Below are 25,249 nucleotides of genomic sequence, written 5' to 3'. Positions count from 1 at the left end.
AAAGAAGCCCGGAGGGAAATCCGGGCTTCTTCACTGTGATCGGAGGTCAACCAGATCACTTGACGTGCGTCTCTAACCGCACGTCAATTCATTAGAAGTCGCGCTGCAGGCGGAAGAAGCCTTCAACCCAGTCAGCATCGCCCTTACCGTCAACCGTCTGATTGCCGTAGTCTTCCTTGACGTAGGTCGCGGTCAGCTTGGCATTCAGGTTTTCAACGACCTGGTAGTCGAGGGTCACGCCGGCGCGCCACATGCTGCCGTCATCCCAGCTGCCGTCAGCATCGGTTACGATGTTGTTGGTGTACTGAGCTGCCGGGGTGATGGTGAACTTGTCGGTTGCCTTCAGAGCGTACTGAGCAACGACCGTCCATTCGCCGTTTGCGTAGTAAGCGTTGCCGCCGTTGCCGGCATCGCCGAGACCGCTCGACCAGATGACTGCAACTTCTGCCTTACCTGGGCCAACGTCTGCACCGATACGAGCCGTGACGGCGCCTTCCTGGTTGCCAGCGTCATAGCCGCCGTAGACAGCCCAGGTGAAGTTCGAGAACTTGCCGCCGACCGAAGCGTCAACGCCGAGGGTGTTTCCACGCTCGTCCGTGCCGCCAACGAAGGACGAGCTGCGGGTGAAGGTGCCGTCGTTGCCGCCGAGTTCTTCGAGCGCTACGCCTGCGTAGAAATCACCAGCGTCATACTGATAGCGAACAGCGTTCGTGTTCGTCACGTTCGCCATTGCATCGGTTTCGCCCGAGAAGTCGTCGTCCCACCAGCTGGTGAACTTACCAACGCGCAGGCCAGCGATATCGATGTAGGCCTGGTCGATGATCGTGCCGGTGGAAACGCCACCGAGGGTCGTCGAGCTTTCTGCGGTGATGCCGCTTGCACCTGTAGCAACCGGGCGGTTGTTGGCTTCGAGAACGATGCGGCTCGTCAGTGTGCCGTATTCCGTGTCGCTCTTGGCGTCGAAGGCGACGTGAGCGCGGGTACGGGAAGACCAGTCTTCGTTCGAGTTGTTCTTGTAAGCATCGCCGAAGCCGAAGCCGACGTCGAAGCGGAGGTAGCCACCGATCTTGAGGCAGGTTTCGGTGCCCGGAATGTAGAAGTAGCCAGTGCCGTAAGCGTCGCAAACGCGAACGTATTCAACAGCTTCCGGCTCAGCTGCAACAATGGCGTCGGCCGCGTATGCGCCGGACACCGAGCTCAGCGCAGCCGCCGAACCAATGAGAATAGAACGAATGTTCATAGCAGTTCCTTTTTCAATCGGGCGCAGGAGATCGCGCCGAGAAACCAGCGTCAAAAACCCATCCCAGTTTTGTCGAATCCCCTCAGGGGAAAGCGGCAACCCGCGAGTATTGGATCGCACATCAGCCTAACCGTATCAAGCTGAGATACGGTTAGGTCACGCTGTTGCGGGCCCCTGTTGCCAAAACGACACAAATTGATGATCTGAAAACGCAGATATGGGCATGCTGCAGCTGCGAAGCAAGGCCTTTGATATTGAAAATAAAACAGAAACGGCTGGATCCTGCCGTCGCCTGTGCGAAAAAAGCGGCACTCTTCGCAGGAATCCGATGCAACCTATATAAAAGCTGGCTATTTCATTGCGCGCCCATGGTTTCGGCGTTATTTGACAATAGAAGAAGGCATAATGGCGCGAATACTGCAGGGCTATCGAAGATGCTGACGAAAAAGGGAAAATACGGGCTGAAGGCACTGGTCGATCTGGCCAGACTGGCGCCCGGAGAGACGGCGTTCATCAACGACGTCGCGGCACGCAACAACATCCCGAAGAAGTTCCTCGATACGATCCTGCTCGAGCTTCGCAATGTCGGCATTCTGCGCTCGAAGAAGGGGCCGGGCGGCGGCTATTCGCTTTCGCGTCCGGCATCGGAAATTCGAATCGGCCACGTCATCCGTACGCTCGACGGTCCGCTGGCACCGATCCGTTGCGCCAGCCGCACGGCTTATGAAGCCTGTGACGACTGTTCGGATCCCGAGACCTGTCACGTCCGCCGGTCGATGACCGAGGTTCGCGACGCAATTGCCGATATCCTCGACAACATGACGCTGGAACAGTTCGTCGCCAAGGATGGCAAGCTGGGCGATGCCGACGTCGCCGAGGTTCTGCCGGTTTCGGCGGCCGGCTGATCAGATTTCCCAGTTAGGGCCATAATAGGCGACTGCTTTCGCATGCAAGCCTGCGAGCTTGCCGCCGAGCGCCCGGATGCGGGCGTTGCGCCAATGCCGGTCAAGGTTGCGGCCGATGCCGCCCACGTCACCTTTTGCGATCTCGAAAATGGCGGCGGCGGTGCGTAGTGCCAGTTCGCTTGAATGCGCCTGCGCGGCGGTGGCTGAAAACTCCGCCTCGGTGATCGCAGTCCCTGAATTGATCTGGGCAATATCGAGCCGGTGTCCTGCCCGCTCCAGGAGGGCTGCCGCGGCTTCGATGCCGACAATCAGCCCGCCTGCAGCGGGCGGCATGATTTCGGCTTCCTGCAATTCCGACAGAACGGCGCGGGCAATGCCGAGATCAACGCCGGCATGCAGCAGCGAGGCGATCGCAACGGCCGGTGCCTCCTGGCTGACAGCGGCATCTGCATTGGTCTGAACATTCTCAGCGATCAAAGCCGCGGTGCCGTTGGTGCGCTGGCCAAAGCCGTCCCAGCTGTCGACCACCTGCAGGCCTTCGCTGCTACGGGCAAAATAAAGCAGAAGGTTGCTACCGGGCGTCGAGATCGCCAACCAGTCGGCGAAGAGCACGGCTGTTGCCTGCCGGCTGCGGCCATTGATGCGGTGGCCGAGGGGAAGGGCGGTAACAGCATCGGTGTCGAAGCTTGCTTCGGCAAAGCGGTCTCCCGCCAAAGCGCGAGTGAACAGCGGGCGCTTGAGATCGTCGCCAGCGTGCTGCCGCAAGCCCTCCAAAGTCGAGAAATGGACTGCCAGGCATTCGCCGATCGAGGCATCGCCCTCGGCGATGATCGCGACGATTTCCGCCAGCAGCGCGTTGCTGACGTCGAGACCTTCGTATTCAGGGGGCACGGTGATCGCCGTCAGTCCCGAAAGCGACAGCGAGTCGAGTTCGGAATAGGGGAGGATGCGATTGATGTCGCGTTCGCTCGACTGGCGCCTGAAATCGGCGGCAAGGCGGCGCGCTGCGGCGACCGCTTCTTCCTCGCTTCCGATCCGGTGTGCGGCCGGTCTCAGCCGGTCGTGCAATTGCGATACAGTTCCCATCGGTCATTCTCTTCCTGATGTCCGTATGAGTGATCGATCCCATCCTTGTTGATAAGGCCGCATTTTCTACAAAATCGGTACGGTTTGAATTTTTCTACCAGCTTGCCAGCCGCAGCCTTTTGCCTAACTATTTCGTAAAGCTCACAATTCGCACTTCACGGCTTCCAGCACAGCGCGGGATCGACTATGGCTCATTCATTCGCAGACGACGACCGTGAGGTTAGGACCATGTCATCGCCATCCCGGCAGCGCCTCCAGATCGACCCCGGCGATATGCCGATCTATGCGATCGGGGATATCCACGGCCGCCACGACCTGCTGGAGATGGCAGAGCACACGATCGTCAGGGATGCGGCGCGTCTTCCGGGCCGCAAGCTGCTAATCACGCTCGGGGATTATATCGACCGCGGCCCGTCCTCGGCCCAGGTGATCTCGCATCTGATGATGCCGCCACCGGAGAATTTCGACCGGATCTGTCTCACCGGCAATCACGAGATCATGATGCTCGACTATATCGACGGCAAGATTTCCTATGCCGAATGGATGCGGATGGGTGCCGATGCGCTGCTGCGGTCCTATGGGCTCGATCCCGAGCATCTGCCGCTGATCTTTCCGACGGCCTCGAAGCTCGACACCTTCATCCGCCAGTCTCTGCCGAAGCCGCATATCGATTTCCTGCGCGAGATGCCGATCTATGCGGATACGCCGGATATTCTCTTCGTCCACGCCGGCATCGATCCGACACTGCCGCTGGAGCGGCAAAGCGACGAAGATCTCGTCTTCATCCGCGAGCGCTTTTTCCAGGCCATGAAGCCGCTGCCGAAGCTTGTCGTTCACGGCCATACGCCGGTTGAGGAGCCGGAGATCGAGGCAATGCGCCTCAATCTCGATACGCGGGCTTTCAAGACAGGCAGACTGACAGTCGCCCGGTTCTGGCGCGGTCAGGTCCACCTTTTTTCCACCTGATCAGGCGGTCGTTTCGGCCGGTTCCGGCTTCTTCGGGATCTCGTCGGTGTAATAGCTCACATACTTCTGGCGGTAGCGTTCGGTGCCGCCGAAATTGCTGAATTTGCTGAGCTCCGACATATCCGTCTTGTTGAGGATAACGCCGAGGATCTTCTGCTTGATCTGTGGCTCGGCATTCAGGATGTCGCGCACCACCGTCGTCGGTGTCTGGCCCCATTCGGTGACGAAGAGGAAGCCATCCACCTGCGGCGCAAAGGCCTTGGCGTCGATGACAGGACCAAGCGGCGCCAGATCGACGACGACGTAGTCGAACATCTTGCGGGCGTTTTCCATCAGGTTGAACATGCCCTGCGACGCCAGCAGCTCGCTCGTATGCATCAGGTTGTCGTTGGACACGACCGGCAGGATGGCGAGCTTGGTGCGGTTATCGACCTTCACGGCGCTGGCCCAGGGGATTTCGCCGAGCACGGCCTCGACCAGACCCTTTTGCGGCGGCTGTTTCAGCATGCGGGTCAGGCCGGGATTGCGCAAGTCGGCGTCGATCAGCAGCGTGCGCTTGCCGCTGGATGCCAGCAGTGCCGCGAAGTTGGCAGCGGTCGTCGACTTGCCTTCGCCGGGCAACGCGGAGACGACGCCGATGACACGGTCGGACTTGCCTTGGAACATGACGTCGCTGGCAAGCTTGGCATTGCGCAGCGTTTCGGCAAAGACCGAACGCGGCGCTTCCAGAACGATGCGCATGATGCGCTCGAAGCTGGCTCCATCGTCGGCCACCGTCTCGACCGGCTGCGGTAGCGGCTCCTTGCGCGGCTTGAAGACCTTGCGTTCCTTCGGCGGCTTGCCGACCAGCGGTAGGTAGCCAAGGAATTTCAGGCCCAGGATGGTGCGTACATCGCCTTCGACACGGAAGAAGCGTTCGCGGAATTCCTGGAAAGCGGTCAGCGCGCCGCCGGCCATCAGGCCGAGCACGATGGCGAGACCGAGCGTCATGGTCTTCTTCGGGCTGGAAGGCGAGGCCGGGACACCGGCTTCCGAGATCACACGGGCCTTGGCGATCGGGAAGGACTGCTGCTGGGAGGCCTGCTCGTAGCGGGCGAGGTAGGATTCGTAGAGGGTCTTCAGCGCCGTCGCCCGCTGTTCCAGATCGTTCAGCTGAACGATCGACTTGTTGGACTCCGAATTCTTGCCGGTCAGGTGCTCGATGTTCTGCCGCAGCGACGCTTCGCGCGAGCGGGCGACTTCGAATTCGTTGCGGTAGCTCGAGGTCAGCTGCTGCAGTTCCTGGAAGATCTGGCGCGTGAGATCGGCCTTTTCGGTGCGCAGCTGGACAGCCTGCGGATGGTCGGCGCCGAAATTCGTGGCGATCTCGGCTTCGCGGCGGCTGACCGAGATGTAGCGCGTGCGCAGATCCTGGATGACCGAATTGTCGGTCTGGCCGGAGGAGATCGCCGCATTGTTGACGGCGCCATCCGGACCCTGGTCGACGATCGACTTGAACTGGTTGTAGCGGGCCGAAGCACTGGCGGTATCGGCCTGCGAGACGATCAGCTGCTTGTTGAGGTCGGCGAGCTGCTGTTCCGACATCAGTTCGCCATTGGCCGAAGTGAGCCCGTTCTCGGTCTTGAATTTGGCGACTTCGAGGGCGGCCACCTGCGAACGGTTGCGCAGGTCGGCAAGGCGCTCCTGCAGCCAGACGGAGGCGCGCTCGGTGGCGTCGAAATTGGCGTTCAGCGTATCGTTGAGATAGGCGTCGGCATAGGCCTTGGTAATCCGGGCGGCGAGCATCCTGTCCGTCGAGCGGAACGAGACGGCGATCACCGAGCTGCGGGTGACGCGGGACACGTTCAGCGCCTGCTGCAGCATGGCGGCGGCCTTCTGGCGGCGGCCTTCCTTGGCATCATCGTCGGAAACCGGTGGGCCACCGGGCGTCAATGCGCTGACGACGACCTTGAGACCGGATTTCACCAGATCGACAGGCCCCTGGCCGGTGTCGAGAATCGTCTGATTCTCCGACAGGTTCTGCGCATCGACGACGCGCAGCGCCAGCTCTGTGGATTTCAGGATTTCGACGGCGCTGGCGATCTGCATGTCCACCTGCTGGGAGCTGGCGGCCGGCGCCTGATCCTCGGCATATTTGGTCATGCTGTCATCCAGCAGGATCTGCGTCATCGAGGTATATTGCGGCGTGGCGAACAGCAGATAGACGCTGGCAAGTGCCACCAGCGCCGCAACGCAGAGCGCAATCGAACCAGCCCGGCGGATCACAATGGCGATCAGGCGATCGATGTCGATAAAGCTGTCGCTATCGTCAGGGGCCTTCGGGACTGTGCTGTGCAGGGTCAGGTTTCGTTGATTCATGGGCTCTTATCCTTTGCGCGAGCGCGAAGCGCCGCCTGTGACTGTAACTTCCGAATTCCGGACAGCAGCGCCGCGAAGGGCTGCCGTCATGCGGTTCAAACGGATTGCGATTGGCATTCTGAGATGGGCGATGGCCAGCGGATCGCGCCAGGCGGCACGCAGCGCCCGGGAGAGGGAGCGCTGCTTGATGCCATCGACGAGTTCAAGAAAAGCATGCGCCTGCCGGAGGCTGCGGGCGCGGAATGTCTGGGCGGCCGTGGCTGCGGCATCGAGGCTGTGGCGCGATAGAAACCGGCGGTCGCCTTCCATCATCGCCTCGATATGCCTGATATCGAGCACCCGCGAAATCGATCCTTCGCGGATGTGGTAGTTGTAGCCCGGCTCGGGTTCGATGACGCAGGTGGCGCCAAGCGCCATGGCGGACGCGAGGAAGAGATAGTCTTCGCCGATCCGGAGACTTTCGTCGAAGCGCAGGCGATGCCGCTCGATGAAGGCGCGCTCGAAGACGGGCTTCAGGTAGCCGAAATTGTGCTCGCTGCGAAACAGCGCGTTGGAGCGGATGAATGCCGGCAGCGTCAGCATCGGCGTCGCCGCCAGAGCGGCCGGCGCAAACATCGTTTCCGGAAGGGTTCCATCGCAGCGGATCACCCGCATGTTGTCGACAGCGATCCGAGCACCCGCAGCTTCGGCGCGGGTGATCATGCGCAGCAGGCGGTCCGGCTCGATCGTGTCGTCGGCATCGAGTGTCGCAAGCCAGCGCCCGCGGGCTACGTCGATCGCCGCGTTGCGGGCGGCCGAGGGCCCACCGTTCCTCTCGAGCGCGATCAGGCGGACGTTGCCGCCGTAAGCAGCGGCGACGGCGCGGGTCGCATCCGTCGAGCAGTCGTCAGCGACGATGACGTCGACGCTGACGCCCACCTGCGCCAATGCGCTGCCGATCGCCTTGTCCAGCGTTTCGGCAGCATTATAGGCTGCAATGATAAAGCTGATATCGGGCAGCTTTTCGCTCATGCAGCGCCCTCGACAGTGCCATATTGGCGGATTTCGCGCACGCCGAGCAGGCCGCTGACGACGCCGATATGCATCGTGCCGCGCAGCGCATAGCGGTAGCGTGGGACCGGCACGAGGATGCAGAGGGCGGCGACGCCCAGGCAATAGGCGGCTTTGGCCGCGGCAATGCCGATGGCCTTCACGCGGCTCAGGACCTTGCTGTTTTCCTGCAGCAGGCGCCCATGCGTCTGGCCGAAGCGGAAGCGGCGCTTTGCCAGCCAGGAGAGGTCGGCGCGGTTTTCCGGCACTGTCTCGTAGACATGCGCTTCGGGGGCAAAGGCGATCTTGCCGCCTTCCCGGTGCAGGTAGCTGAAGAATTCCGTATCCTCGCCGCCGGTCTTGCCGAGCGCGAGATTGAAACGGCGACCTTCGACATGGCCGGAGGAAAGGCGCAGCAGCACGTTGCAGGTATAGCCGGTGCGGATCTCGCCATCGACCCAAACTGGCAGGGTGGAGTGGAAATCGCCCTCGCGCATCCAGGCGGGTGCGGTCTGCGCATAGACGCTGCGGACCGGGCCGAGCACTGCATCCGCCCTGGTCTTTTCAGCGGTATGCAGCAGCTCGACGAGCCAGTTTTCCGAGGCGTCCTCGTCGTCGTCGATGAAGGCAAGATAATCGCCGGTGGCGTTTTCCAGGCAGGCGTTGCGGGCGATCGAGATGTTCGAAGCCGGGCAATGCACATAGGCGATCGGGTGCGGAATGGTCGGGCGCAGCGCTTCGACCCGGCCTTCGGCGCTGCGCGTCTGGTCGTTGTCGGCAACGATGATGCGCAGTTTCACATTCTCGGGCACAGCGAGCATGGCCAGCGAAAGCAGGGCCTCGTCCAGCGACGCGCGCCGGTATGTGCAAACACCAATGTCGATCTGCATGGTCTGATCCTTCATCAGGAGACCTTCCGGTTGCGGAAGCTCAGAAGCTCCATCCAGAAACCGGCCGACCAGGCGAAATGCATCACCATGGCCGAGAGGGCCGCGAGCGGCCCATAAGGATTGCGCTGGCCGACGGCCATCCAGAAGCCGTAGCCGACGCAGGCGATTGCCCAGAGGCTGAAGGGGATCACGGCGATCCAATTCAGCACGGCAAGAAATGCACCGATGAAGACCGGCACGACTGCAAGCGGCAGCATCTGGCGAAGCTTCGGCATATTGCCATGCTTCAGGATGTTCTTGGCGCGTCCCCGGCCATAGCCGAGATATTGCCGGAAGAGCGTTTTCACGCTCGAGCGCGGATAATAAATCATCCGCGTCTTGTCGGTCATCCAGATGCCGAACCCCGCCTTTTTCAGACGGTAGTCCAATTCCGCGTCCTCATTATGGCTGAATGTCTCGTCGTAGCCGCCGACGGTCTCGAAGGCGTTGACGCGCATCAGCGCGTGATGACCGTGATCGGTCCAATGACCCTCGGCACCCTCACGATGCTTGGAGCCGCCATTGCCGAGCTTGGAGTTCTGGGCAAAGGCCGTCGCCTTCTGGAACATGCCGAAACCGACGGTTTCCATGGCGACGACGACGGAATCGGCTTCCGTCTCCTCGGCTTCCTCGACAAGGCGCTGGCAGTAGTCGTCCGGATAATCGCCATGGGCGTCGATGCGGATGAAATACTCGTAGTCGCGGCCGAAGGTGCTGACGGCGAGGTTGATCGCTGCGCTTTGCAGCCGGCGTGGATTGTCGAGCAGGATGACGCGGTGATCCGTCTCGCTGATGCGGGCGACGATCTCGCGGGTGCCGTCGGTGCTGCCGCCATCGGCGACGACGATCCGGGCATTGAGGTCGTCGAGCGCCGGATCGAGTTTTTCGATCAGCGGCTCGATATGCTTGGCTTCATTCAGGCAGGGAATGATGATGAGGCTGGAGACGCTGGTACGGACATCAGTCTTCATGGCAGTCAACCCTTCTTGAGCTGCGGGAGCTTTGGGAACGGAACCGGCGCGCCCCTCAGCGGCAGCCGGAACGAGATTGGCAAGTGTTTCGATAAGCGCGCGGCAATCGCCGCGATCGGCCATCCAGGTGTGCCTGCCGGTATCGGCGACTGCCGATGACAGCGCGCCATAGCGCTCAGCCGTCAGGCCTTCGAACATCGCCTGCAGCGCGTTGGCCGTTGGCTCGCCGAGCGACAGGCCGAGCTGCTTGCCGGCGAGGAAGCGGCTGGTTTCGGTGCCGGCGATGCTGAGCGGCACGCTGCCGTAAAGGCAGCCTTCATAGAGCCGGTTCGGCAGCAGCCAGCTGGAATTCAGGCCTTCCTCGAAGAAGTCGATCGCCCAGGAGAAATGCACCTCGCCATAAATGCTGGCGAGATCCTCCGGGTTTTTGTAGGGGCCGCGGAAGCTCAGGTAGGGCTCGTTGGCAATGAAGCCATCGAAATCTTCGAATTCGGAATAGGCGGGACGGCCGCGCAGGATGACTTCGACCCGGCCTTCCATGCGGCGGGTGAAATCGGCAAGAAGTTCCAGAGATTTGCGGCAGCGGAGCGCACCGAACCAGCCGATCTTCCAGGGCTCGCCATCGGCAGGCGGCAGGCGCAGCGAGGCTGCCTGCGGCATGCCGTCCAGCGCCAAAACCTTGTTTTCGAGCAGAAGGACCGGCGCCTTGATGGCCGATTTGGTGGCGAAGTAATTGGCGATGAAGGCGGGCGAGCTGGTGATCAGCAGCCTGGCCTTGCGGCCAAAATGCGCCTCGGCCCGGCGCAGCATCTTGCCCGGCGTGCCGTCGTTCGACAGAAGCCGGTGGATATCAAGGCATTCATAGACAACCGGAACACCACCGAAGAGCGCGCTGGCGCGATCGGCAACGGCAAGCGCTTCCAGATTGCGGCCGATTATGACATCCGGACGCTCGACGCCCTTCAACAGTCCACGCAGACGGATTGCGGCATTGAAGACCGCGCCGATGCGCTGACCGAACCTGCCATCGGCTGTTTTGCCCAGCTCTATCGGTGTCACGCCGCTGACCTCGGCCAGTGCATTGTCGCCGCGGCGAAAGCCGGCGAGGGTCACGGCAGCGCCGCCCTCGGTCAGCATCAGCACGCGGCGGCGCACGGCCGGATCGGCCAGATCATGCACCAGGTAAAGGACTTTCAGCATCAAGGCTCCTGTGCGTAGACCGGCATTGGCCGGAGTCCGTTTCGGGGGTGAGGCAGGCAAGTCTCAGGCAGGCAGCCTGCCTGCTCAGTTAAGCGTACAGGCGATCGATTCCGGGAACTGGCATTTGTCGCCGGGCGCCGTGTAGGCGATCCGGTCGATCTGCATCGTGGTCGGCTGGGTGTAGGCGAACTTGCCCATCCAGCCGGCAAGCGTGTCGGTGCCCCAGAGGCTGAAGAAGATCTTCTGCGGGCTTTGCGGGATCTTGCTGGGGTCGGTGACGTCCTGCACCAGCTTGCCATTGAGGTAGTAGCGCAGCCGGTTCGGCTCCCAGACGAAGGCGTAATCGTTGAAGTCCTGATCGGCGGACTTGCCGACCGGCACCAGCTTCTCGTTGCCGCCCTTGGCCTTGATGTACTGGTTCACCTGAACGGTCGAGCTGTCCTTGCCGAGCACTTCAAAATCGATCTCGTCATGCTGCTGCTTGTCGGCCGGGCCGATATAGGTGAAGAAGGCCGAGTTCAGGCCAGAGCCGGTCGCGGTCTTGATGCGGGCCTCGTATGTGCCGTAGCTGAAGCGCTTCTTGGTCTGGATCTCGCCGCACTGGTAGTTGCGGTCCTTCGACTTGCCTTGGGCAAAACCGAGTTCGAGCTTGCCGTCATCGATCTTCACCTGATCCTTCGACCAGGTGCAGTTCTGATGCGGGCCGTTGTTCCAGCCGTCGGAAATGTACCAGACGCTGCGGTCGATCTTGTCGAACTCATCGACAAAGGATGTGCCTGCAGCCTGCTGGGCAGACGCGGGAAGGGCGCCGGCGAGGCCGACACCGATGATTGTAAAACTCAGGCAAAGCCGTCGAGCATGGGCGATTTTCGTCGTCATGTGTCACCTTCGCTGTGGAACGAAATCAGCCGGGATATCCCGGCGGGATGGGTTTTGCGGACCTTTCTTGGTCCGGCCGCCGGTCAGGACGGCGTAGGATTTCGGGGCGTTGCTGCGCACGAAGCCGTTCGTGAGAACGAGCAGTGGGAAAAGCACCAGCAGGCAGCCGCCGAAGAACAGTGGATAGAAATCGACGCCTGTCTTGCCCCAGACCATGAAGAGGAAGACCAGCAGCGGGTAATGGGCGCAGAAGATCCAGAAGCTGAGGCTGCCGGTCTTCGACAACAGCCGGCCGAGCGGAGTCTTGATGAGCAGGGCCGAAAGCATCCAGAAGCCGGCGGCGCCGCCGATCGCCAGCGCATTGCGCGACAGTTCCACCCAGTCGGGCATCGACGGGCCGGTCGCGTAGATCGCCGTCGCCAGCAGCGCGGATGCGCCGAGCAGCAGCGCCACGCCCAGCGGCGCGAAGCGGTCGAGTGCCTTGATGTCGAGCTTGTAGAGGCTGGCATAGATGCCGAAGGTGAAGCTGAACAGGATCGAGCGCTTGATGACGATGTACAGCGGCAGCTCCGGAATCAGCGCCAGAAGCAGCAGCGACGACAGCGTGATCAGCGGGATACGGCGCACCAGCCAGGCAAGGATCGGCGAGATCAGGATGCAGACGAAGAGATCGCGCAGGAAGTAGAGCGGGATATTCGCCGGAAAGGTCTCGGCGGCAAACAGCTGGCTCAGCAGTTCGCGGAAGGTCGATTCATAGGGGCTGATGACATAGCCGTCGCCGATGCCGATCGCCAGGATCGCCAGGACAGCCATGAAAAACAGCGTGTTCCAGATCAGGAACGGCAGGAACACGGTCTGCGCCTTGGTGCGCACCGTCTTGGTGTAGTTGAAGCCTTCCATCCCGCCGCGAAACAGCAGGTAGCCGGAAATGGCGCTGAGGCACGGGACCCCGACACGGAAGAGCGCTTCGCTCAGGAACACCCGCAGCCAGTCGAAGAAACCGTGGTTTCCGTTGAACGGCGTATTCGCAGGGTCGAATGGTATGTGGACGAACACAATGCCCGAAATGAGCACGATGCGCATCAGATTGATCCGCGAGGATACGTTGGCGTCTACGTTCACTTTATCTGTCACCCCTGTTGGAGCTGCACCTCCCCTTGCAGCCGTTTCAAAGAGCAGACTCTGGCCCGCAGACGAAAAGCTAGAGCGTTTTGGCGGAAGAAAATATGGCACTGCAGCAAAAGTGATCGCCGGTCCCGTTTTGTAACGGTGCGAAATTGCGGCTACCATGGCGTGTCGCGGACCGGGAAATCAGTTGCAGAAACGCTTGAGCGCCCTTTGCGCCAATGTATTTCCGAAAATTATCATAAAACGTTTGCGCCTGTTGCGAAGCGTGATCCGCATGGAAAAGTTTTTCTCATTTGGTGAAGGACATTCTGTGGTTTGTTACAGAACGCGGCCTCCGATTGAGGCCGAAATGTGTCTTCGTCACCCCCAAATGGGTCTATTCGGCACAGCCGGCACTGGTGCTCCGATATTCCGCCTTTGACAAATTTCGGCCGGAATGCGCTTCATCATGCTGCGGCGCAACAACTTGCCGTGCGGGTGACGGGCGCTAGATTCGCACTCACCGCTTCGGCCTGTCAGGAGAAAGAATGGCGACCTTCACGATCATCATCCCGTTTTACCAGCGCGAGGACGGCATCCTACGCCGGGCGCTGGCCTCTGTCTTCGCGCAGAGCTACCGGGATTTCGATGTCCTTGTCGTCAATGACCATTCGCCCTATTCGGCCGAGGACGAGCTGAAGCCGCTGGGCGCGGAAGAGCGGGCGAAAATCACCGTCATCCGCCAGGAAAATGCCGGGCCGGGCGGGGCGCGCAACACCGGGCTCGACAATGTGCCTTCGGCCAGCCGCTATGCCGCCTTTCTCGATTCGGATGATATCTGGACGCCGGATCATCTGCAGAACGCCTATGCGGCGATGCAGCGTTTCGACGGCGACTGCTATTGGGCCTCGATCCATGGCGGCGAGGAATTCGATTATCACTTTGGCATCGCCGATCTGGAGGTCAGAGAGGGCGCGCACCGGCTTTCGGATGCGCCACTGATCATCGAGTTGCCGGATATTGCCGGCGTGATGCTGAAGAACTGGGCCTTCCTGCACATGTCCTGCATGGTGATCGGCCGGCCGCTGATCGAGACCGTGCGCTTCGATGCAGCACTCAGGCTTGCCGCCGAGGACGTGCTGTTCTTCTGCGACTGCATGCTGGCTGCCCGCCAGGTGCTGCTCTGCGGCGAAGCCGGTGCGCTGCGCGGCGAGGGGATCAACATCTTCCACGGCGTCGACAACGACTCGCCGCAGTTTCTGAAGCAGCAGTTCATTACCTGGATGGCGCTCGACCGGTTGGAAGCGCGCTTTGCGGCGCGGCCGAAGGAAATCCAGACGATCAAGGATTACAAGACGCGGGCGCGCAAGCAGGCGCTGTGGAGCCAGGCGAAGCGGGTGCGCAAGGCGCGCATGCCGGACTTTCGCCTGCTGCTGCACTGGGCGCGCCGCGACCCGGCGCTGCTTGCCAGCGCCTTCCAGCTCGCGGGCGGAAAATTCTCGAAATAGCCGTCAGTCGGCGGGCGAGGGAAGCAGGTAGCGCAGGCCGCCGGCACCCTTCGTGGCGATCTCGGCACCGCCGGGGCTGCGGAAGCGCTCGGTCTTGTCCATGAAGATGCCGCAGGCGATCGCCGGCACGGCTGCAGGGTTCGCCAGCGCATAGCCGAGTGCGGCACCGGGGCCCGACTGCTTCTTGACGTCGAGGAAGTGGCGGAGCTCATATTTGCCGCGCACATGGCTTTCGTGGCGGCGCACTGCCGCTTCACCCTCTGAAGTCAGCTTGCAGCTGGCGAGGATCGCGCGATCGGCTTCGTAGAGCTTGCGGATGTCGTCGGTGCGGTGGCTGCCGCTCAGCGAATTGCCGCGCACGACTGCACCGTAACCACACGAATGGATCACCTTGTAGCGGGCGCCATTGGCGAGCGCCCGGACATAGAGCTCGTAATCCTCGCCGAGCCGCATCTCCTCGCGGTAGCGCAGCTTGTGGGCATCGAGGAAAGACCGGCGCATCACCGGCTTCAGGAAGCCGATCTCGCCGCGGCGGACGCCGCGCTTGGAGATGTTGCCGTCGATGAAGGCGACGAGATCGAGAAAGAGCGGGCGATCAGGGAAGCTGTCCAGCCGCTCCGGCGCCAGCATCACCGTTTCCGAATCGACGAAGGCGATGTTGTCGGCCACGAAGTCCCAGTCGTCTTCCGCCAGCATGCGGCTGAAGCGGCCCTCGAAGAAGAAGTCGTCGGCATCGAGGATGGCGATCAAGGGTGCCGAGGAAATTTCGATCGCATGATTGCGGGCGGCAGAGGGTCCGCGATTCTTTTCGAAGGAGACGACATTCAGCCGTCCGCTCGCATCATCGGCGGCGCGCGCCGTATCGGCCGTACCATCGCTGGAGCCGTCGTCGATGACGACGACTTCGGCCACTTCCTTTTCGCGTAACGCCGAGCTGACGGCCATTCCGATCGTATCGGCCGCGTTCTTCGCGGCGATGATCACGCATACGCTTGCAACCACGTCGTGCCCTCCGTTGTTGGCGCAACAGTTAGGACGCCACGGCGGCGGGGGCAATGCGGGAGGTCTTCAAAAGATGTTACGCGCGGTCCGGCAGCATAGGCCGGCCTGTCCGTTCAGCGGTTGAACGGCTCGGAATTGTTGAAGGGGCTGACGGGCAGCTTGTCCTTGTCGTCGCGCGCCGGCGCCATGGACGGTGCAATGCCTGTGGAAGAGGCGTTGCGCGCCTTGGCTTCCTTCCAGACCATGAAGATCACGCCACCGAAGTAGCCGAGCTGCAGGAGAACCGCACAGATCGCCGTTTGTATGAGCGTCGTCGTCAGAGAACCGTTCAACACATAGGTTGCCACGGCAAAGACGGCGAGCGCGCCGATCATGCTAACGAAAACGCGAGGTGCATACATGACGTTTGCCTCCCTTTAGGAGGGGTGGTCCAATGAACAGTCATTGAACTCGGGCGCCTCCTAAGGTCCCTTTACTCGATATATTTTAGCAGGCTCTGAGTTTCAACAGAACGAAAGCATTAGTACCGCTAATCTTTTGTCCGGCGTTGCAGGTTTTCTACAGTATGCGGCTTAAGGTTTCCTCCTCGCTTTGCCTAAAAACGCCGATTGGGCGGTAACCATGTGATTTGCAGTCCGGGTGGCACGGGTGGGGTGAAATTTACTCAAGGTTGCCTTGAATGAGACATTGCACGCCCCAACTCGCGCCACATTTGCATCTCCGGAACAACGCCTGAGGCGCTTATGCGTTCAACTTTTATTACAAAGATTTCATCTAAAACGATTTGAGTGTGCGGTGCGAAACTAATGGTGCGCTGCAATAAATTGGGCTGCGCGCAAATAACAATACGGTACTCGCGATAGTGGCCGCACCCTTTTCGCTAATGCTGCCTGCATTCCCGAAAAGGACTTGTTCTTCAATCTTGTTGCAATGCAAAGCAAACTCTTCCCTCTTTAGTGCAGTGCATCCGAGTTAGTCGGAAACATTGCATGCTCTGCATATCCATTTGAGCTAATCCTAACGGACGGAAAAAGTGAACACGGTTTCCAAAAGGGCCCTGTTACAGACCCGTCTTCAAATTGTGGCTTAAAAAAACAAAATCCACCCATACACTCCGAACCTGTCAGCGCTACCTCAGCGGCTGAGACTACCGACCAAACGGCAAACATAAGTGGAGTTAACTCTATGAAGTCTGCGACGAGATCGGACAGTACGCCATTCTTTGGCGTGGTTCATGCAAACGTGTTTCCGCCGACCGGCGGGATCATGAAGCGCGCATTCGATGTCACCGCTGCATCACTGGGGCTCGTGTTTCTGAGCCCGATCTTCTTGATGGTGATGCTGCTCGTCAAACTAACCGACAAGGGCCCGGCCTTCTATGGTCATCGCCGCATCGGTCATAATGGACAGGAATTCCGTTGCCTGAAGTTCCGCACCATGGCGGTCGATGGCGACCGGTTGTTGCAGGAACACCTGCGTAACAATCCGAAGGCAATGGAAGAGTGGCGTGCGACCCGCAAGCTGCAGGACGATCCGCGTGTTACCGCGGTCGGCAGCGTGCTTCGCAAGCTCAGCCTCGATGAGCTGCCGCAGCTCATCAATATCATTCGCGGCGAAATGAGCGTCGTCGGGCCGCGTCCCGTCGTGCGTGACGAACTGGAGCTCTATGAGTCTTCGGCCGTCTTCTATCTTCAGGCACGTCCTGGTCTCACCGGCTTGTGGCAGATCAGCGGACGCAACGACGTCTCCTATGCCACGCGTGTCGCCTTCGACACCCACTATGTCGAAAACTGGTCTCTGACGCGTGACGTCATGATCATCGCCCGGACGATTCCTGCCGTCTGCATGCAGCGCGGCAGCTACTAACGCCGCTCCCACAACTCGACACGTTCGCACGGTGCTGCCCCTATGGCTTGCCGTGCAAATTCACGAGGAAGACTGAATGAAAGAATTCCTTTTTCACCGCCTCACGGCGCGCCGGTCCATTGCTTCAGGTATCGCAATCGTTGCGGGCCTTGGTGTTTTGATCGGCTCATCGGGGCTTGCCAGCGCCGCCGATTATCAACTCGGCACGATGGACAAGCTGCGCATCCGCGTTGCCGAATGGCAGACGGCGGAAGGCGCGATCCGCGATTGGTCCGTGGTCAGCGGTGATTACTCGATCGGTCCATCGGGCAGCCTGTCGCTGCCGTTCATTGGCGACCTCCCAGCCTCTGGAAAGACGACGGACGCGATCGCGCAGGAAATCGGGCTGGCGCTGCAGAAGCAGTTCGGGCTCAAGGATCGGCCCTCGGCATCCGTCGAACTGGCCGAGTTCCGCCCTGTCTTTCTCACCGGCGATGTCGAAAAGCCCGGCGAATATCCGTTCGCGCCCAATCTCACGGTGGTCAAAGCCGTGAGCCTTGCGGGCGGACTTCGCCGTGCCGACGCCGGCCAGCGCTTTGCGCGTGATTTCATCAACGCCAAGGGCGATGCTGTCGTCTACACTTCGGAAAAGAACCGCCTCATCGCGCGGCGCGCCCGGCTTCAGGCCGAGACGCAGAACAGCGATGCCATCGACATGCCGCCGGAACTCAAGGATCTGCCGGATGGCAAGGCATTGATGGCCAGCGAAGTGGCGTTGAAGGATACGCGCAAGAAGCGGCTGACACTGCAGCTGCAGGCGCTCGACGACCTGAAGGCGCTGCTACAGGCCGAAATCGAATCTCTGGCGAAGAAGACCGAGACGCAGACGCGTCAGCTCGAGCTTGCCAAGGAAGATCGCGACAAGATCGAAAACCTGGCCGAGAAGGGGCTGGCTCTCAGCGCCCGCAAGCTGACCGCCGAACAGCGCGCCGCCGATATCGAAGCGACGCTTCTCGATATCGACACCAATTCGCTGAAGGCCAAGCAGGATATCAGCAAGGCCAATCAGGACGAGATCACGCTGCGCAACGACTGGGACGCCAAGCTGGCCCAGGAGCTGCAGGATACCGAATCCGAGCTGGATACGCTGAACCTCAAGCTTTCCACCAGCGATGCGCTGATGTCGGAGGCGCTGTCGCAGTCGAGCGACGCCGCGCGCTTCGACCCCGAAAATGCCGCGAACATCAACTATTCGATCGTCCGCGATGTCGGCGGGCAGTCGAAGGAAATTCCGGTGCAGGAGAACATGGCCCTCGAGCCGGGAGACCTGATCAAGGTCACGGCCGGGGTTGCGATGCGATAGAAGCGGAGACCGCATGCGGATCGCCAAATCGGCACTGATCATTCCAGGCGTGAACGCGGCCTATGCCATCCCGGCGGTCGCGCTCTCGATGTTCTGCTTTGCCTATTCGATCCGTTTCGGGCAGGCGGCGATCCTGCTTTACTATGCGCTCTGGCTGCCGCTGATCGCCGTCGACTACAAGAAGGTGCTCGGCAGTCACAGCAAGTTCGTCTGGCTCTATGCCTTCGCCGTCTTCGCCTTTCTCTCGGTGTTCTGGTCGCAGGTGCCGAGCGTGTCGATGCGCGCCAGCATCCAGTATCTGACGCAGGTGCTCTGTGCGCTGATTGCGGTGCGCACAATCGATGTCAGGACGCTGACGCTCGGCGGCGTTGCCGGGGCGGCGGTCGTGCTGCTCTATTCGATCCTGTTCGGCTATTACGAATATGATCCGCTCGACGGCACATACAGCTTCGTCGGCGCCTTCGCGTCGAAGAACCAGCTCGGCTTCTATGCTTCGCTCGGCATCATCTTCGCCTTTGCCGCCGTCTTTATCTATGGCGAGCGGCGGATCTGGGCGATGGTCTCTGCCGCTGCCGGCCTCATGGCCGCTTACTGCCTGCTCGCCTCGCAATCGGCCACCTCGGTGCTGACGACGGCCGTCATCGTCGCGTTGCTCGTCGGCATCCGCATCGTGTTGATGCTGTCGCCGCAGCAGCGCAAGCTGCTGGTGATCGGCGGTGGCGTGGCGGCGATCATTCTCGCCGTCGCCAGTATCTATCTCGGCGTCGTCGATCTGGTCCTCGGCCTGTTCGGCAAGGATTCGACGCTGACGGGGCGCACCTATCTCTGGCAGCAGGGGATCGAAGCCTGGACGCAGCACCCGGCCTTCGGCATCGGCTATCAGGCCTATTGGGTGCAGGGCTTCTCGGAACCGGAACGTCTCTGGGAAGAGTTCTTCATCGGCTCGCGCAGCGGCTTCCATTTCCACAACACCTATATCGAGACGGCCGTCGAACTCGGGCTGACCGGCGTGCTCATCCTGGCGGCGACGATGCTCGCGATGCTCTGGGGGCACCTGCGGCGGCTGATCGAGGACGTGCGCAACGACGAGTCCTATCTGCTGCTCGGGCTTGCGGTGCTGCTGACGGTGCGCTCCTTCGTCGAGATCGATGTGCTCACACCTTATAATGTCGGCACCTTCCTTCTTTATTTCTGTGCCGGAAAACTGGTCGGCGCGCGGCAGCGCTCGGCGATGGCCGAACTGCGGCGCTACGAAACGATGCCTGCCGCCCATTCCTGATCCATTTCATTGCCCGCCGCCTCTCGCGGCATCTTGAGGAAACTGCATGAAGACCCTCTACGGGATCCAGTATTTGCGTGCCTTTGCAGCGCTTGCCGTCGTGGTGTTCCACGCGGCCGAACGGACCGGCGGCCATTTCGCCATTGGTGCGGCTGGGGTCGACGTGTTCTTCGTCATTTCAGGCTTCATCATGTGGGTGATCAGCGACCGGCGGCCGGTGACGCCGCAGCGCTTCCTGCTCGATCGCATCAAGCGCATCGCACCGTCCTATTGGCTGGTGACCGGGATCATGGTGGCGGGCGCGCTCGCCGGGCTGTTCCCGAACCTGCAGCTCAGCGCCGGACATCTCCTCGGCTCGCTGTTCTTCATTCCGGTGCGTTCGCCGAGCAATGGCGAAATCTGGCCAGTGCTGGTGCAGGGCTGGACGCTGAATTTCGAAATGTTCTTCTATGTGCTGTTTGCCGGTGCGCTGTTCCTGCCGCGGCAATGGCGACTGGTCTTCCTCACCGCCGTCTTCGGGCTGTTCTTTGCCGCCGGGCTGCTGACCCATCCGCCCTCGGCAGCACTTGCGACCTATACGCGCCCGATCATCCTCGAATTTCTCGGCGGCGTCTTCATCGCCGAATTGTGGATCCGGCGGAAGGTGGCGGGAACGAGCCTCGGGCTTGCCTGCATCGGCGCAGCACTTTGCGGCTTTGCGGCGATCTATCTGATGGGTGCGGAGTTCGATGAATCCATCTGCGGGCCGCTGGCCATGGCGCTGGTCTTCGGCATGGTGTCGCTGGAAACCGGCGGCAGCATCGGCCGCGTACCTGTCCTGACCTATCTCGGCGATGCGTCCTACTCGATCTATCTGTGGCACACGCTGGCGATTTCGGTCGCCGTCAAGGCGGCTGAGATCCTCGGCATCGGCGGCGGGCTGACGCTGCTCGGCGCCATCGCCGGCGGCACGATCGTCGGTGTCGGAGCTTACGAGCTGGTCGAAAAGCCGCTGCGCAGGCTGTTTTCCGGCGAGGGGCTGAAGCGCCGCGGATTGCAGCGGCGCCCCTCCTGATCCCTTACTGCGCGGCTTCTTCGGCCTGCGCCGGTGGCGGCGCGGTGACTGCCGGCTTACGCCGGTAGCGGGCGCGCAGCACCACATAGAAGACCGGCGTCAGGAACAGGCCGAAGATCGTCACGCCCAGCATGCCGGAGAACACGGCGGTGCCGAGCGACTGGCGCATTTCTGCGCCGGGGCCGGTCGCGATCATCAGCGGCACGACGCCGAAGATGAAGGCGAAGGCGGTCATCAGGATCGGGCGCAGGCGCAGGTGGCTGGCCTCGATGGCAGCCTCGATCGCCGTCTTTCCTTCTTCTTCCGCCTGTCTCGCGAACTCGACGATCAGGATCGCGTTCTTGGCCGCAAGGCCGATCAGCACAATCAGGCCGATCTGCGTCAGGATATTGTTGTCCATCCCGCGCAGATGCACGCCGATCAGGGCCGCAAGGATCGCCAAGGGCACGATCAGGATGATCGCCAGCGGCAGGACCCAGCTTTCGTACTGGGCCGACAGCGCCAGGAAGACGAAGATTACCGAGAGCGCGAAGATATAGATCGCCGTGTTGCCGGTGTTCTTTTCCTGATAGGCGATTTCCGTCCATTCGAAGGTCGTGCCGGCCGGCAGGATGCTTGCGGCAACGCCCTCCATCGTGTTCAGCGCGCTGCCGGTCGAGACGCCGGGTGCGGCGTTGCCCTGCAGGGGAACGGAGACATACATATTATAATGCTGGACGAGCGAGGGACCCGCCGTGTCCTTGATCTCGACCAGCGTGCCCAATGGTACCAGCGCGCCGGTGGCCGAGCGGACCTTGAGCGCCAGGATATCGTCACGCTCGACGCGGTACTGCTGGTCGGCCTGCGCGCGTACCTGGTAGACGCGGCCGAAGGCGTTGAAATCATTGACATAGGACGTGCCGAGATTGATCGACAGCATATCGAAGATATTGGGGATCGGCACGTTCAGCGCACGCGCCTTGTCGCGGTCGATCTCCAGGAAAAATTGCGGGCTGGAAGCCGAGAAGGTGGTGAAGACGCCAGTGAGGCCGGGCGTCTGGTTGGCCTTGCCCATGATCTGATAGGCGGCCCCCAGCACGCGGCGCATGTCGGAGCTTTCGCGGTCCATCACCTGCATCTTGAAGCCGCCGGCATTGCCGATGCCGGAGATCGGCGGCGGCGGGATGGCGATGATGAAGGCTTCCTGGATACTCTGCAGGCTGCCGTAGAGCTGACCGATGATCTGCCCGGCGTTCTGGTGGTGCTCCAGCCGGTTTTCGAACGTATCGAAGGCAGCGAAGACAACGCCGGCATTGGAGGCATTGGTGAAGGTTGCGCCGCTGAAGCCGGAGAAGGCAACTGCGTTCTTGACGCCCGGCGTGTTGCGGATGATCTCAGAGGCGCGCTGGACGACGGCATCGGTTCGCGCCAGTGAGGCGCCATCCGGCAATTGCACGACGACGATCGCATAGCCCTGGTCCATGACAGGCACGAAGCCGCGCGGCACGATGCTGGTCATATAATAAGTAAGGCCGAGCAGGCCCACGAAGACCAGCAGTGCTACCCCGAGCGCTGCCCAGGTCTGCACCGCATGGCGCACGATCCAAGAGTAGCCCGAACTCAGCCGGTCGAAGCCGTTATTGAAGCCGTTTGCCAGGGCATTGCCGAAACGCGAGATCGGGTTTTTCGGCTTTTGATGCGCATCATGCGGTTTCAGAACGATCGCAGCGAGCGCCGGTGACAGCGTCAGCGAATTCAGCGCCGAGATCGCCGTGGCGACCGAGATGGTCACCGCGAACTGCCGGTAAAACTGGCCTGAAATGCCGGGGATGAAAGCAGTCGGCACGAAGACTGCGATCAGCACCAGCGAGATGGCGAGAACGGCGGTGCCGACCTCGTTCATCGTCACATGCGCCGCCTCGCGCGGCGTCATGCCTTTCGCGAGATTTCGTTCGACATTCTCGACGACGACGATCGCGTCGTCGACAACGATGCCGATCGCCAGCACCAGACCGAACAGCGTCAGCATGTTCAGCGAGAAGCCGAAGGCGAGCAGGAAGGCGAAGGTACCGATCAGCGACACCGGAATGGCGACGATCGGGATGATCGCCGTTCGCCAGGATTGCAGGAAGACGAGGACGACGAGCGCCACGAGGATCGCCGCTTCGGCGATGGTCTTGTAGACCTCGTCGATCGATTCCGAGATGAACTCGGTCGGGTTGTAGACGATGTCGTAGGAAAGGCCGTCGGGGAAATCCTGCTGCGCGGTCTGCATCGCCTGCTTGATCGAGGCGGCGGCGGCCAGCGCGTTGGTGCCGGGGCGGGAGAAGATGCCGAGCGCGACTGCCGGCTTGCCGTTCAGATAGCTGTTGGTGACATAGTCCTTGGCGCCGAGTTCGATGCGGGCGATGTCCTGCAGCTGCACCAGACGGCCGCTCGCGGTCGCCTTGACGATGACATAGCGGAACTGGCGGGCATCCGAGAAACGGCCTTCCGTCGTCACCGTATATTGGAACGCATTGGTGCCTGAGGTGGGCGGACCGCCGATCGAGCCGCCTGAGACCTGAACGTTCTGATCGCGCAGCGATTGCACGACGTCGCTCGATGTCATCCCGTAGGCCGAGAGCTTTTCCGGATCGAGCCAGATGCGCAGCGAATATTCGCGTTCGCCGAAGATAATGACGTCGCCGACGCCATCGAGACGGACGAGCGTGTCGCGGATGCGGCTGCGCGCATAGTTGGATACGTAAAGCTGGTCATAGCGCGAGTTCGGCGACAAGAGATGCACGACCATCATCAGGTCGGGCGAGCTCTTGGCGGTGGTGATGCCAATGCGGCGGACCTCTTCGGGAAGCCGCGGCTCGGCGATGCCGACGCGGTTCTGGACGAGGACCTGCGCCTTGTCGAGATCGGTGCCGAGCTTGAAGGTGATGGTCAGCGCCATCGAGCCGTCGGCTGTCGAATAGGAGGACATATAGAGCATGTCCTCGACGCCGTTGATTTCCTGCTCGATCGGCGTCGCCACCGTATTGGCGATGGTTTCGGCGTCGGCGCCCGGATAGGCGGTGCGCACGACGATGGTCGGCGGGGCGATTTCCGGATACTGCGCCACCGGCAGCTGGAAATAGGCGAGCCCGCCGACGATCAGCAGAACGATTGAGAGCACCGACGCGAAGATCGGCCGGTCGACAAAGAAATGAGCGAACCTCATTGGGCGAGCTCCATGCCTGCAGCTTCCGGCGGGATGTCATCACGGCTTTGCGGCAGTTCGATCAACTGCGGCGTGATCTTCGAGCCGGGGCGGGCGCGCATCAGGCCGTTGACGACGATGGTTTCGGTGCCGTCCATGCCTTCCCGGATGGCCCTGTAGCCATAGAGCCGCGGTCCCGGCCGGACCGGCTTGGTCGAAACGGTGCCATCAGCGGCGACGACATAGACGACGCGCTGGTTCTGGTCGGAGCCGACGGCTTCGTCGGGAACCAGGATCGCCTTGTAGGTGTTCGAGGCTTCCACCTGCACACGGCCGAAGAGCCCGGGCTGGAGCACGAGATTGGGATTGTCGAAGCGGGCGCGGATGCGCATAGTGCCGGACTCGTTGTCCACCCGGTTTTCGGCGAAATCCAGCTTGCCGCTGAACGGTTTCTGGGTGGAATCGGAGATCCGCACCTGGACCGGCACGCCACCACCGCCCTGCTGCAGATCGCTGCCGCGGGTGCGGGCGGTATCGGCGAAGTTCAGCAGGCGGCGCTCGTCGACGTCGAAATAGAAGTCGATCGGATCGAGCGAGACGATGGTCGTCAGCACCGACTGGTCGGCTTGCACGAGGTTGCCGGCGGAGATCAGGCGGCGGTCGATACGGCCGCTGATCGGCGCGGTGATCTTGGTGTATTCGAGATCGAGTGCGGCGCGGTCGGCGGTGGCCTGGGCGCCGCGGACATTGGCCTGGGCGGAGACCCAGTCGCGGCGGCGGTCGTCGAGTGTCGAGACCGACTGGCTGCCGCTATTGGCGAGCGATTCCGCTCGCTTGAACTGCGTCTCTGCATATTCCTGCGTCGACTTGGCGACTTCGAGCGCGGCGTTCGCCTCGTTGACGGCGGTGATGAAGGGGCGCTGGTCGATGACGAAGAGCAGGTCGCCCTTCTTGACGAGCGCGCCGTCGGTGAAATGCACTTCCTGTAGATATCCGCCGACGCGGGCGCGGATCGAAACCTGGTCGACGGCTTCGAAGCGGCCGATGAATTCGTCGTTGTCGACGACCTCGCGGACGACGGGCTTGGCGACGGTGACGGGCGGGGGAGGCGGTGCGGCGGCCTGTTGGGCCTCAGCGGCGAGCGGCAGAAGAGCCGAGACAAAGCCGAATGCAATAGCGGCACGAAGAGAGTAAGGCATAGCGATCCCCCATTTTGGGCGGCCGTTATGCCGCCAATCTCATGCTGAAATGATGCGTATCATATCCACTGCTTCAAACGCGGGTGCCGCGTCTGCTACTTCCAATTCGAGCGCCCGAGGGCGCATTGCCAATCGTCCGGGCTGCGTGGTTTTGCCGCGC

19 protein-coding genes and 1 pseudogene are annotated in these 25,249 nt (G+C 61.5%); 7 read left to right on the top strand and 13 right to left on the bottom strand.

What is annotated here, in order from left to right; genetic code table 11:
* Positions 1–91: 91 nt before the first annotated feature.
* Positions 92–1,240, bottom strand: coding sequence for a porin (locus AB4Z25_RS27840; RefSeq protein WP_112518359.1), 1,149 nt, complete (start codon positions 1,238–1,240; stop codon positions 92–94).
* A 434-nt stretch (positions 1,241–1,674) separates the two neighbouring features.
* Here AB4Z25_RS27840 and AB4Z25_RS27835 point away from each other — a divergent pair, with 434 nt between their 5' ends.
* Positions 1,675–2,145: an RrF2 family transcriptional regulator gene (locus AB4Z25_RS27835; protein ID WP_112518358.1), complete on the top strand. Its 471-nt coding sequence runs from the start codon at positions 1,675–1,677 to the stop codon at positions 2,143–2,145.
* Here the strand turns inward: AB4Z25_RS27835 and AB4Z25_RS27830 are convergent, their stop codons facing one another.
* Positions 2,146–3,231, bottom strand: coding sequence for an acyl-CoA dehydrogenase family protein (locus AB4Z25_RS27830; protein ID WP_112538867.1), 1,086 nt, complete (start codon positions 3,229–3,231; stop codon positions 2,146–2,148).
* 228 nt (positions 3,232–3,459) lie between these two features.
* On the opposite strand from AB4Z25_RS27830, the gene AB4Z25_RS27825 reads away from it, so the two are divergent.
* Entirely contained in the window at positions 3,460–4,197 is a 738-nt protein-coding gene (locus AB4Z25_RS27825; protein WP_442210280.1) for a metallophosphoesterase family protein, read from the top strand.
* Here the strand turns inward: AB4Z25_RS27825 and AB4Z25_RS27820 are convergent, their stop codons facing one another.
* The 7 genes and pseudogenes from AB4Z25_RS27820 to AB4Z25_RS27790 all read right to left on the bottom strand — a co-directional run bounded on the left by AB4Z25_RS27820 (position 4,198) and on the right by AB4Z25_RS27790 (position 12,685).
* On the bottom strand, positions 4,198–6,555 hold the full coding sequence (locus AB4Z25_RS27820) for a polysaccharide biosynthesis tyrosine autokinase (RefSeq protein ID WP_112538869.1): 2,358 nt from the start codon (positions 6,553–6,555) through the stop codon (positions 4,198–4,200).
* A 6-nt stretch (positions 6,556–6,561) separates the two neighbouring features.
* Positions 6,562–7,566, bottom strand: coding sequence for a glycosyltransferase family 2 protein (locus tag AB4Z25_RS27815; protein WP_112538870.1), 1,005 nt, complete (start codon positions 7,564–7,566; stop codon positions 6,562–6,564).
* Positions 7,563–8,489: a glycosyltransferase gene (locus AB4Z25_RS27810; protein ID WP_112538871.1), complete on the bottom strand. Its 927-nt coding sequence runs from the start codon at positions 8,487–8,489 to the stop codon at positions 7,563–7,565. Before AB4Z25_RS27810 ends, AB4Z25_RS27815 begins: the two co-directional genes overlap by 4 nt.
* Positions 8,489–9,484 (bottom strand): glycosyltransferase family 2 protein, encoded by a 996-nt coding sequence (locus AB4Z25_RS27805; protein ID WP_442210335.1) that lies wholly within the window; start codon positions 9,482–9,484, stop codon positions 8,489–8,491. The genes AB4Z25_RS27810 and AB4Z25_RS27805 overlap by 1 nt, the downstream gene beginning before the upstream one ends.
* 45 nt (positions 9,485–9,529) lie before the next feature.
* A pseudogene (locus AB4Z25_RS27800) lies at positions 9,530–10,684 on the bottom strand (glycosyltransferase); the annotation flags it as partial.
* 84 nt (positions 10,685–10,768) lie between these two features.
* Positions 10,769–11,563, bottom strand: coding sequence for a glycoside hydrolase family 16 protein (locus AB4Z25_RS27795; RefSeq protein ID WP_112538873.1), 795 nt, complete (start codon positions 11,561–11,563; stop codon positions 10,769–10,771).
* A gap of 3 nt (positions 11,564–11,566) precedes the next feature.
* The gene (locus AB4Z25_RS27790; protein ID WP_112538874.1) at positions 11,567–12,685 is read right to left on the bottom strand and encodes an acyltransferase family protein; all 1,119 of its coding nucleotides are present in this window, start codon (positions 12,683–12,685) and stop codon (positions 11,567–11,569) included.
* Positions 12,686–13,218: 533 nt separating this feature from the next.
* Here AB4Z25_RS27790 and AB4Z25_RS27785 point away from each other — a divergent pair.
* A complete protein-coding gene (locus AB4Z25_RS27785; protein ID WP_112538875.1) occupies positions 13,219–14,178 on the top strand; it encodes a glycosyltransferase family 2 protein in 960 nt (319 codons plus the stop codon).
* Between the two features lie 3 nt (positions 14,179–14,181).
* Here the strand turns inward: AB4Z25_RS27785 and AB4Z25_RS27780 are convergent, their stop codons facing one another.
* Both AB4Z25_RS27780 and AB4Z25_RS27775 read right to left on the bottom strand, forming a co-directional pair.
* Positions 14,182–15,180, bottom strand: a complete 999-nt coding sequence (locus AB4Z25_RS27780; protein WP_112538876.1) for a glycosyltransferase family 2 protein — start codon at positions 15,178–15,180, stop codon at positions 14,182–14,184.
* A 113-nt stretch (positions 15,181–15,293) separates the two neighbouring features.
* Entirely contained in the window at positions 15,294–15,581 is a 288-nt protein-coding gene (locus AB4Z25_RS27775) for an exopolysaccharide production repressor protein (RefSeq protein WP_112538877.1), read from the bottom strand.
* 784 nt (positions 15,582–16,365) lie between these two features.
* On the opposite strand from AB4Z25_RS27775, the gene AB4Z25_RS27770 reads away from it, so the two are divergent.
* The 4 genes from AB4Z25_RS27770 (at position 16,366) to AB4Z25_RS27755 (ending at position 20,721) form a co-directional block, all read left to right on the top strand.
* A complete protein-coding gene (locus tag AB4Z25_RS27770) occupies positions 16,366–17,046 on the top strand; it encodes a sugar transferase (protein WP_112390357.1) in 681 nt (226 codons plus the stop codon).
* 76 nt (positions 17,047–17,122) lie between these two features.
* On the top strand, positions 17,123–18,388 hold the full coding sequence (locus AB4Z25_RS27765; protein ID WP_112538878.1) for a polysaccharide biosynthesis/export family protein: 1,266 nt from the start codon (positions 17,123–17,125) through the stop codon (positions 18,386–18,388).
* Positions 18,389–18,401: 13 nt separating this feature from the next.
* Positions 18,402–19,667: an O-antigen ligase family protein gene (locus AB4Z25_RS27760; RefSeq protein ID WP_112538879.1), complete on the top strand. Its 1,266-nt coding sequence runs from the start codon at positions 18,402–18,404 to the stop codon at positions 19,665–19,667.
* Between the two features lie 46 nt (positions 19,668–19,713).
* Positions 19,714–20,721, top strand: coding sequence for an acyltransferase family protein (locus AB4Z25_RS27755; protein WP_112538880.1), 1,008 nt, complete (start codon positions 19,714–19,716; stop codon positions 20,719–20,721).
* A gap of 4 nt (positions 20,722–20,725) precedes the next feature.
* On the opposite strand, the gene AB4Z25_RS27750 is transcribed toward AB4Z25_RS27755, so the two are convergent.
* On the bottom strand, positions 20,726–23,911 hold the full coding sequence (locus tag AB4Z25_RS27750) for an efflux RND transporter permease subunit (RefSeq protein ID WP_112538881.1): 3,186 nt from the start codon (positions 23,909–23,911) through the stop codon (positions 20,726–20,728).
* Positions 23,908–25,089, bottom strand: coding sequence for an efflux RND transporter periplasmic adaptor subunit (locus AB4Z25_RS27745; protein WP_112538882.1), 1,182 nt, complete (start codon positions 25,087–25,089; stop codon positions 23,908–23,910). Before AB4Z25_RS27745 ends, AB4Z25_RS27750 begins: the two co-directional genes overlap by 4 nt.
* Positions 25,090–25,249: the final 160 nt, after the last annotated feature.

Source organism: Rhizobium sp. RAF36 (genome assembly GCF_052114105.1).
Taxonomy (GTDB): Bacteria; Pseudomonadota; Alphaproteobacteria; order Rhizobiales; family Rhizobiaceae; genus Rhizobium.
The sequence above is the reverse complement of the archived record's forward strand: the minus strand, read 5'-3'. Positions and strand labels throughout refer to the sequence as shown.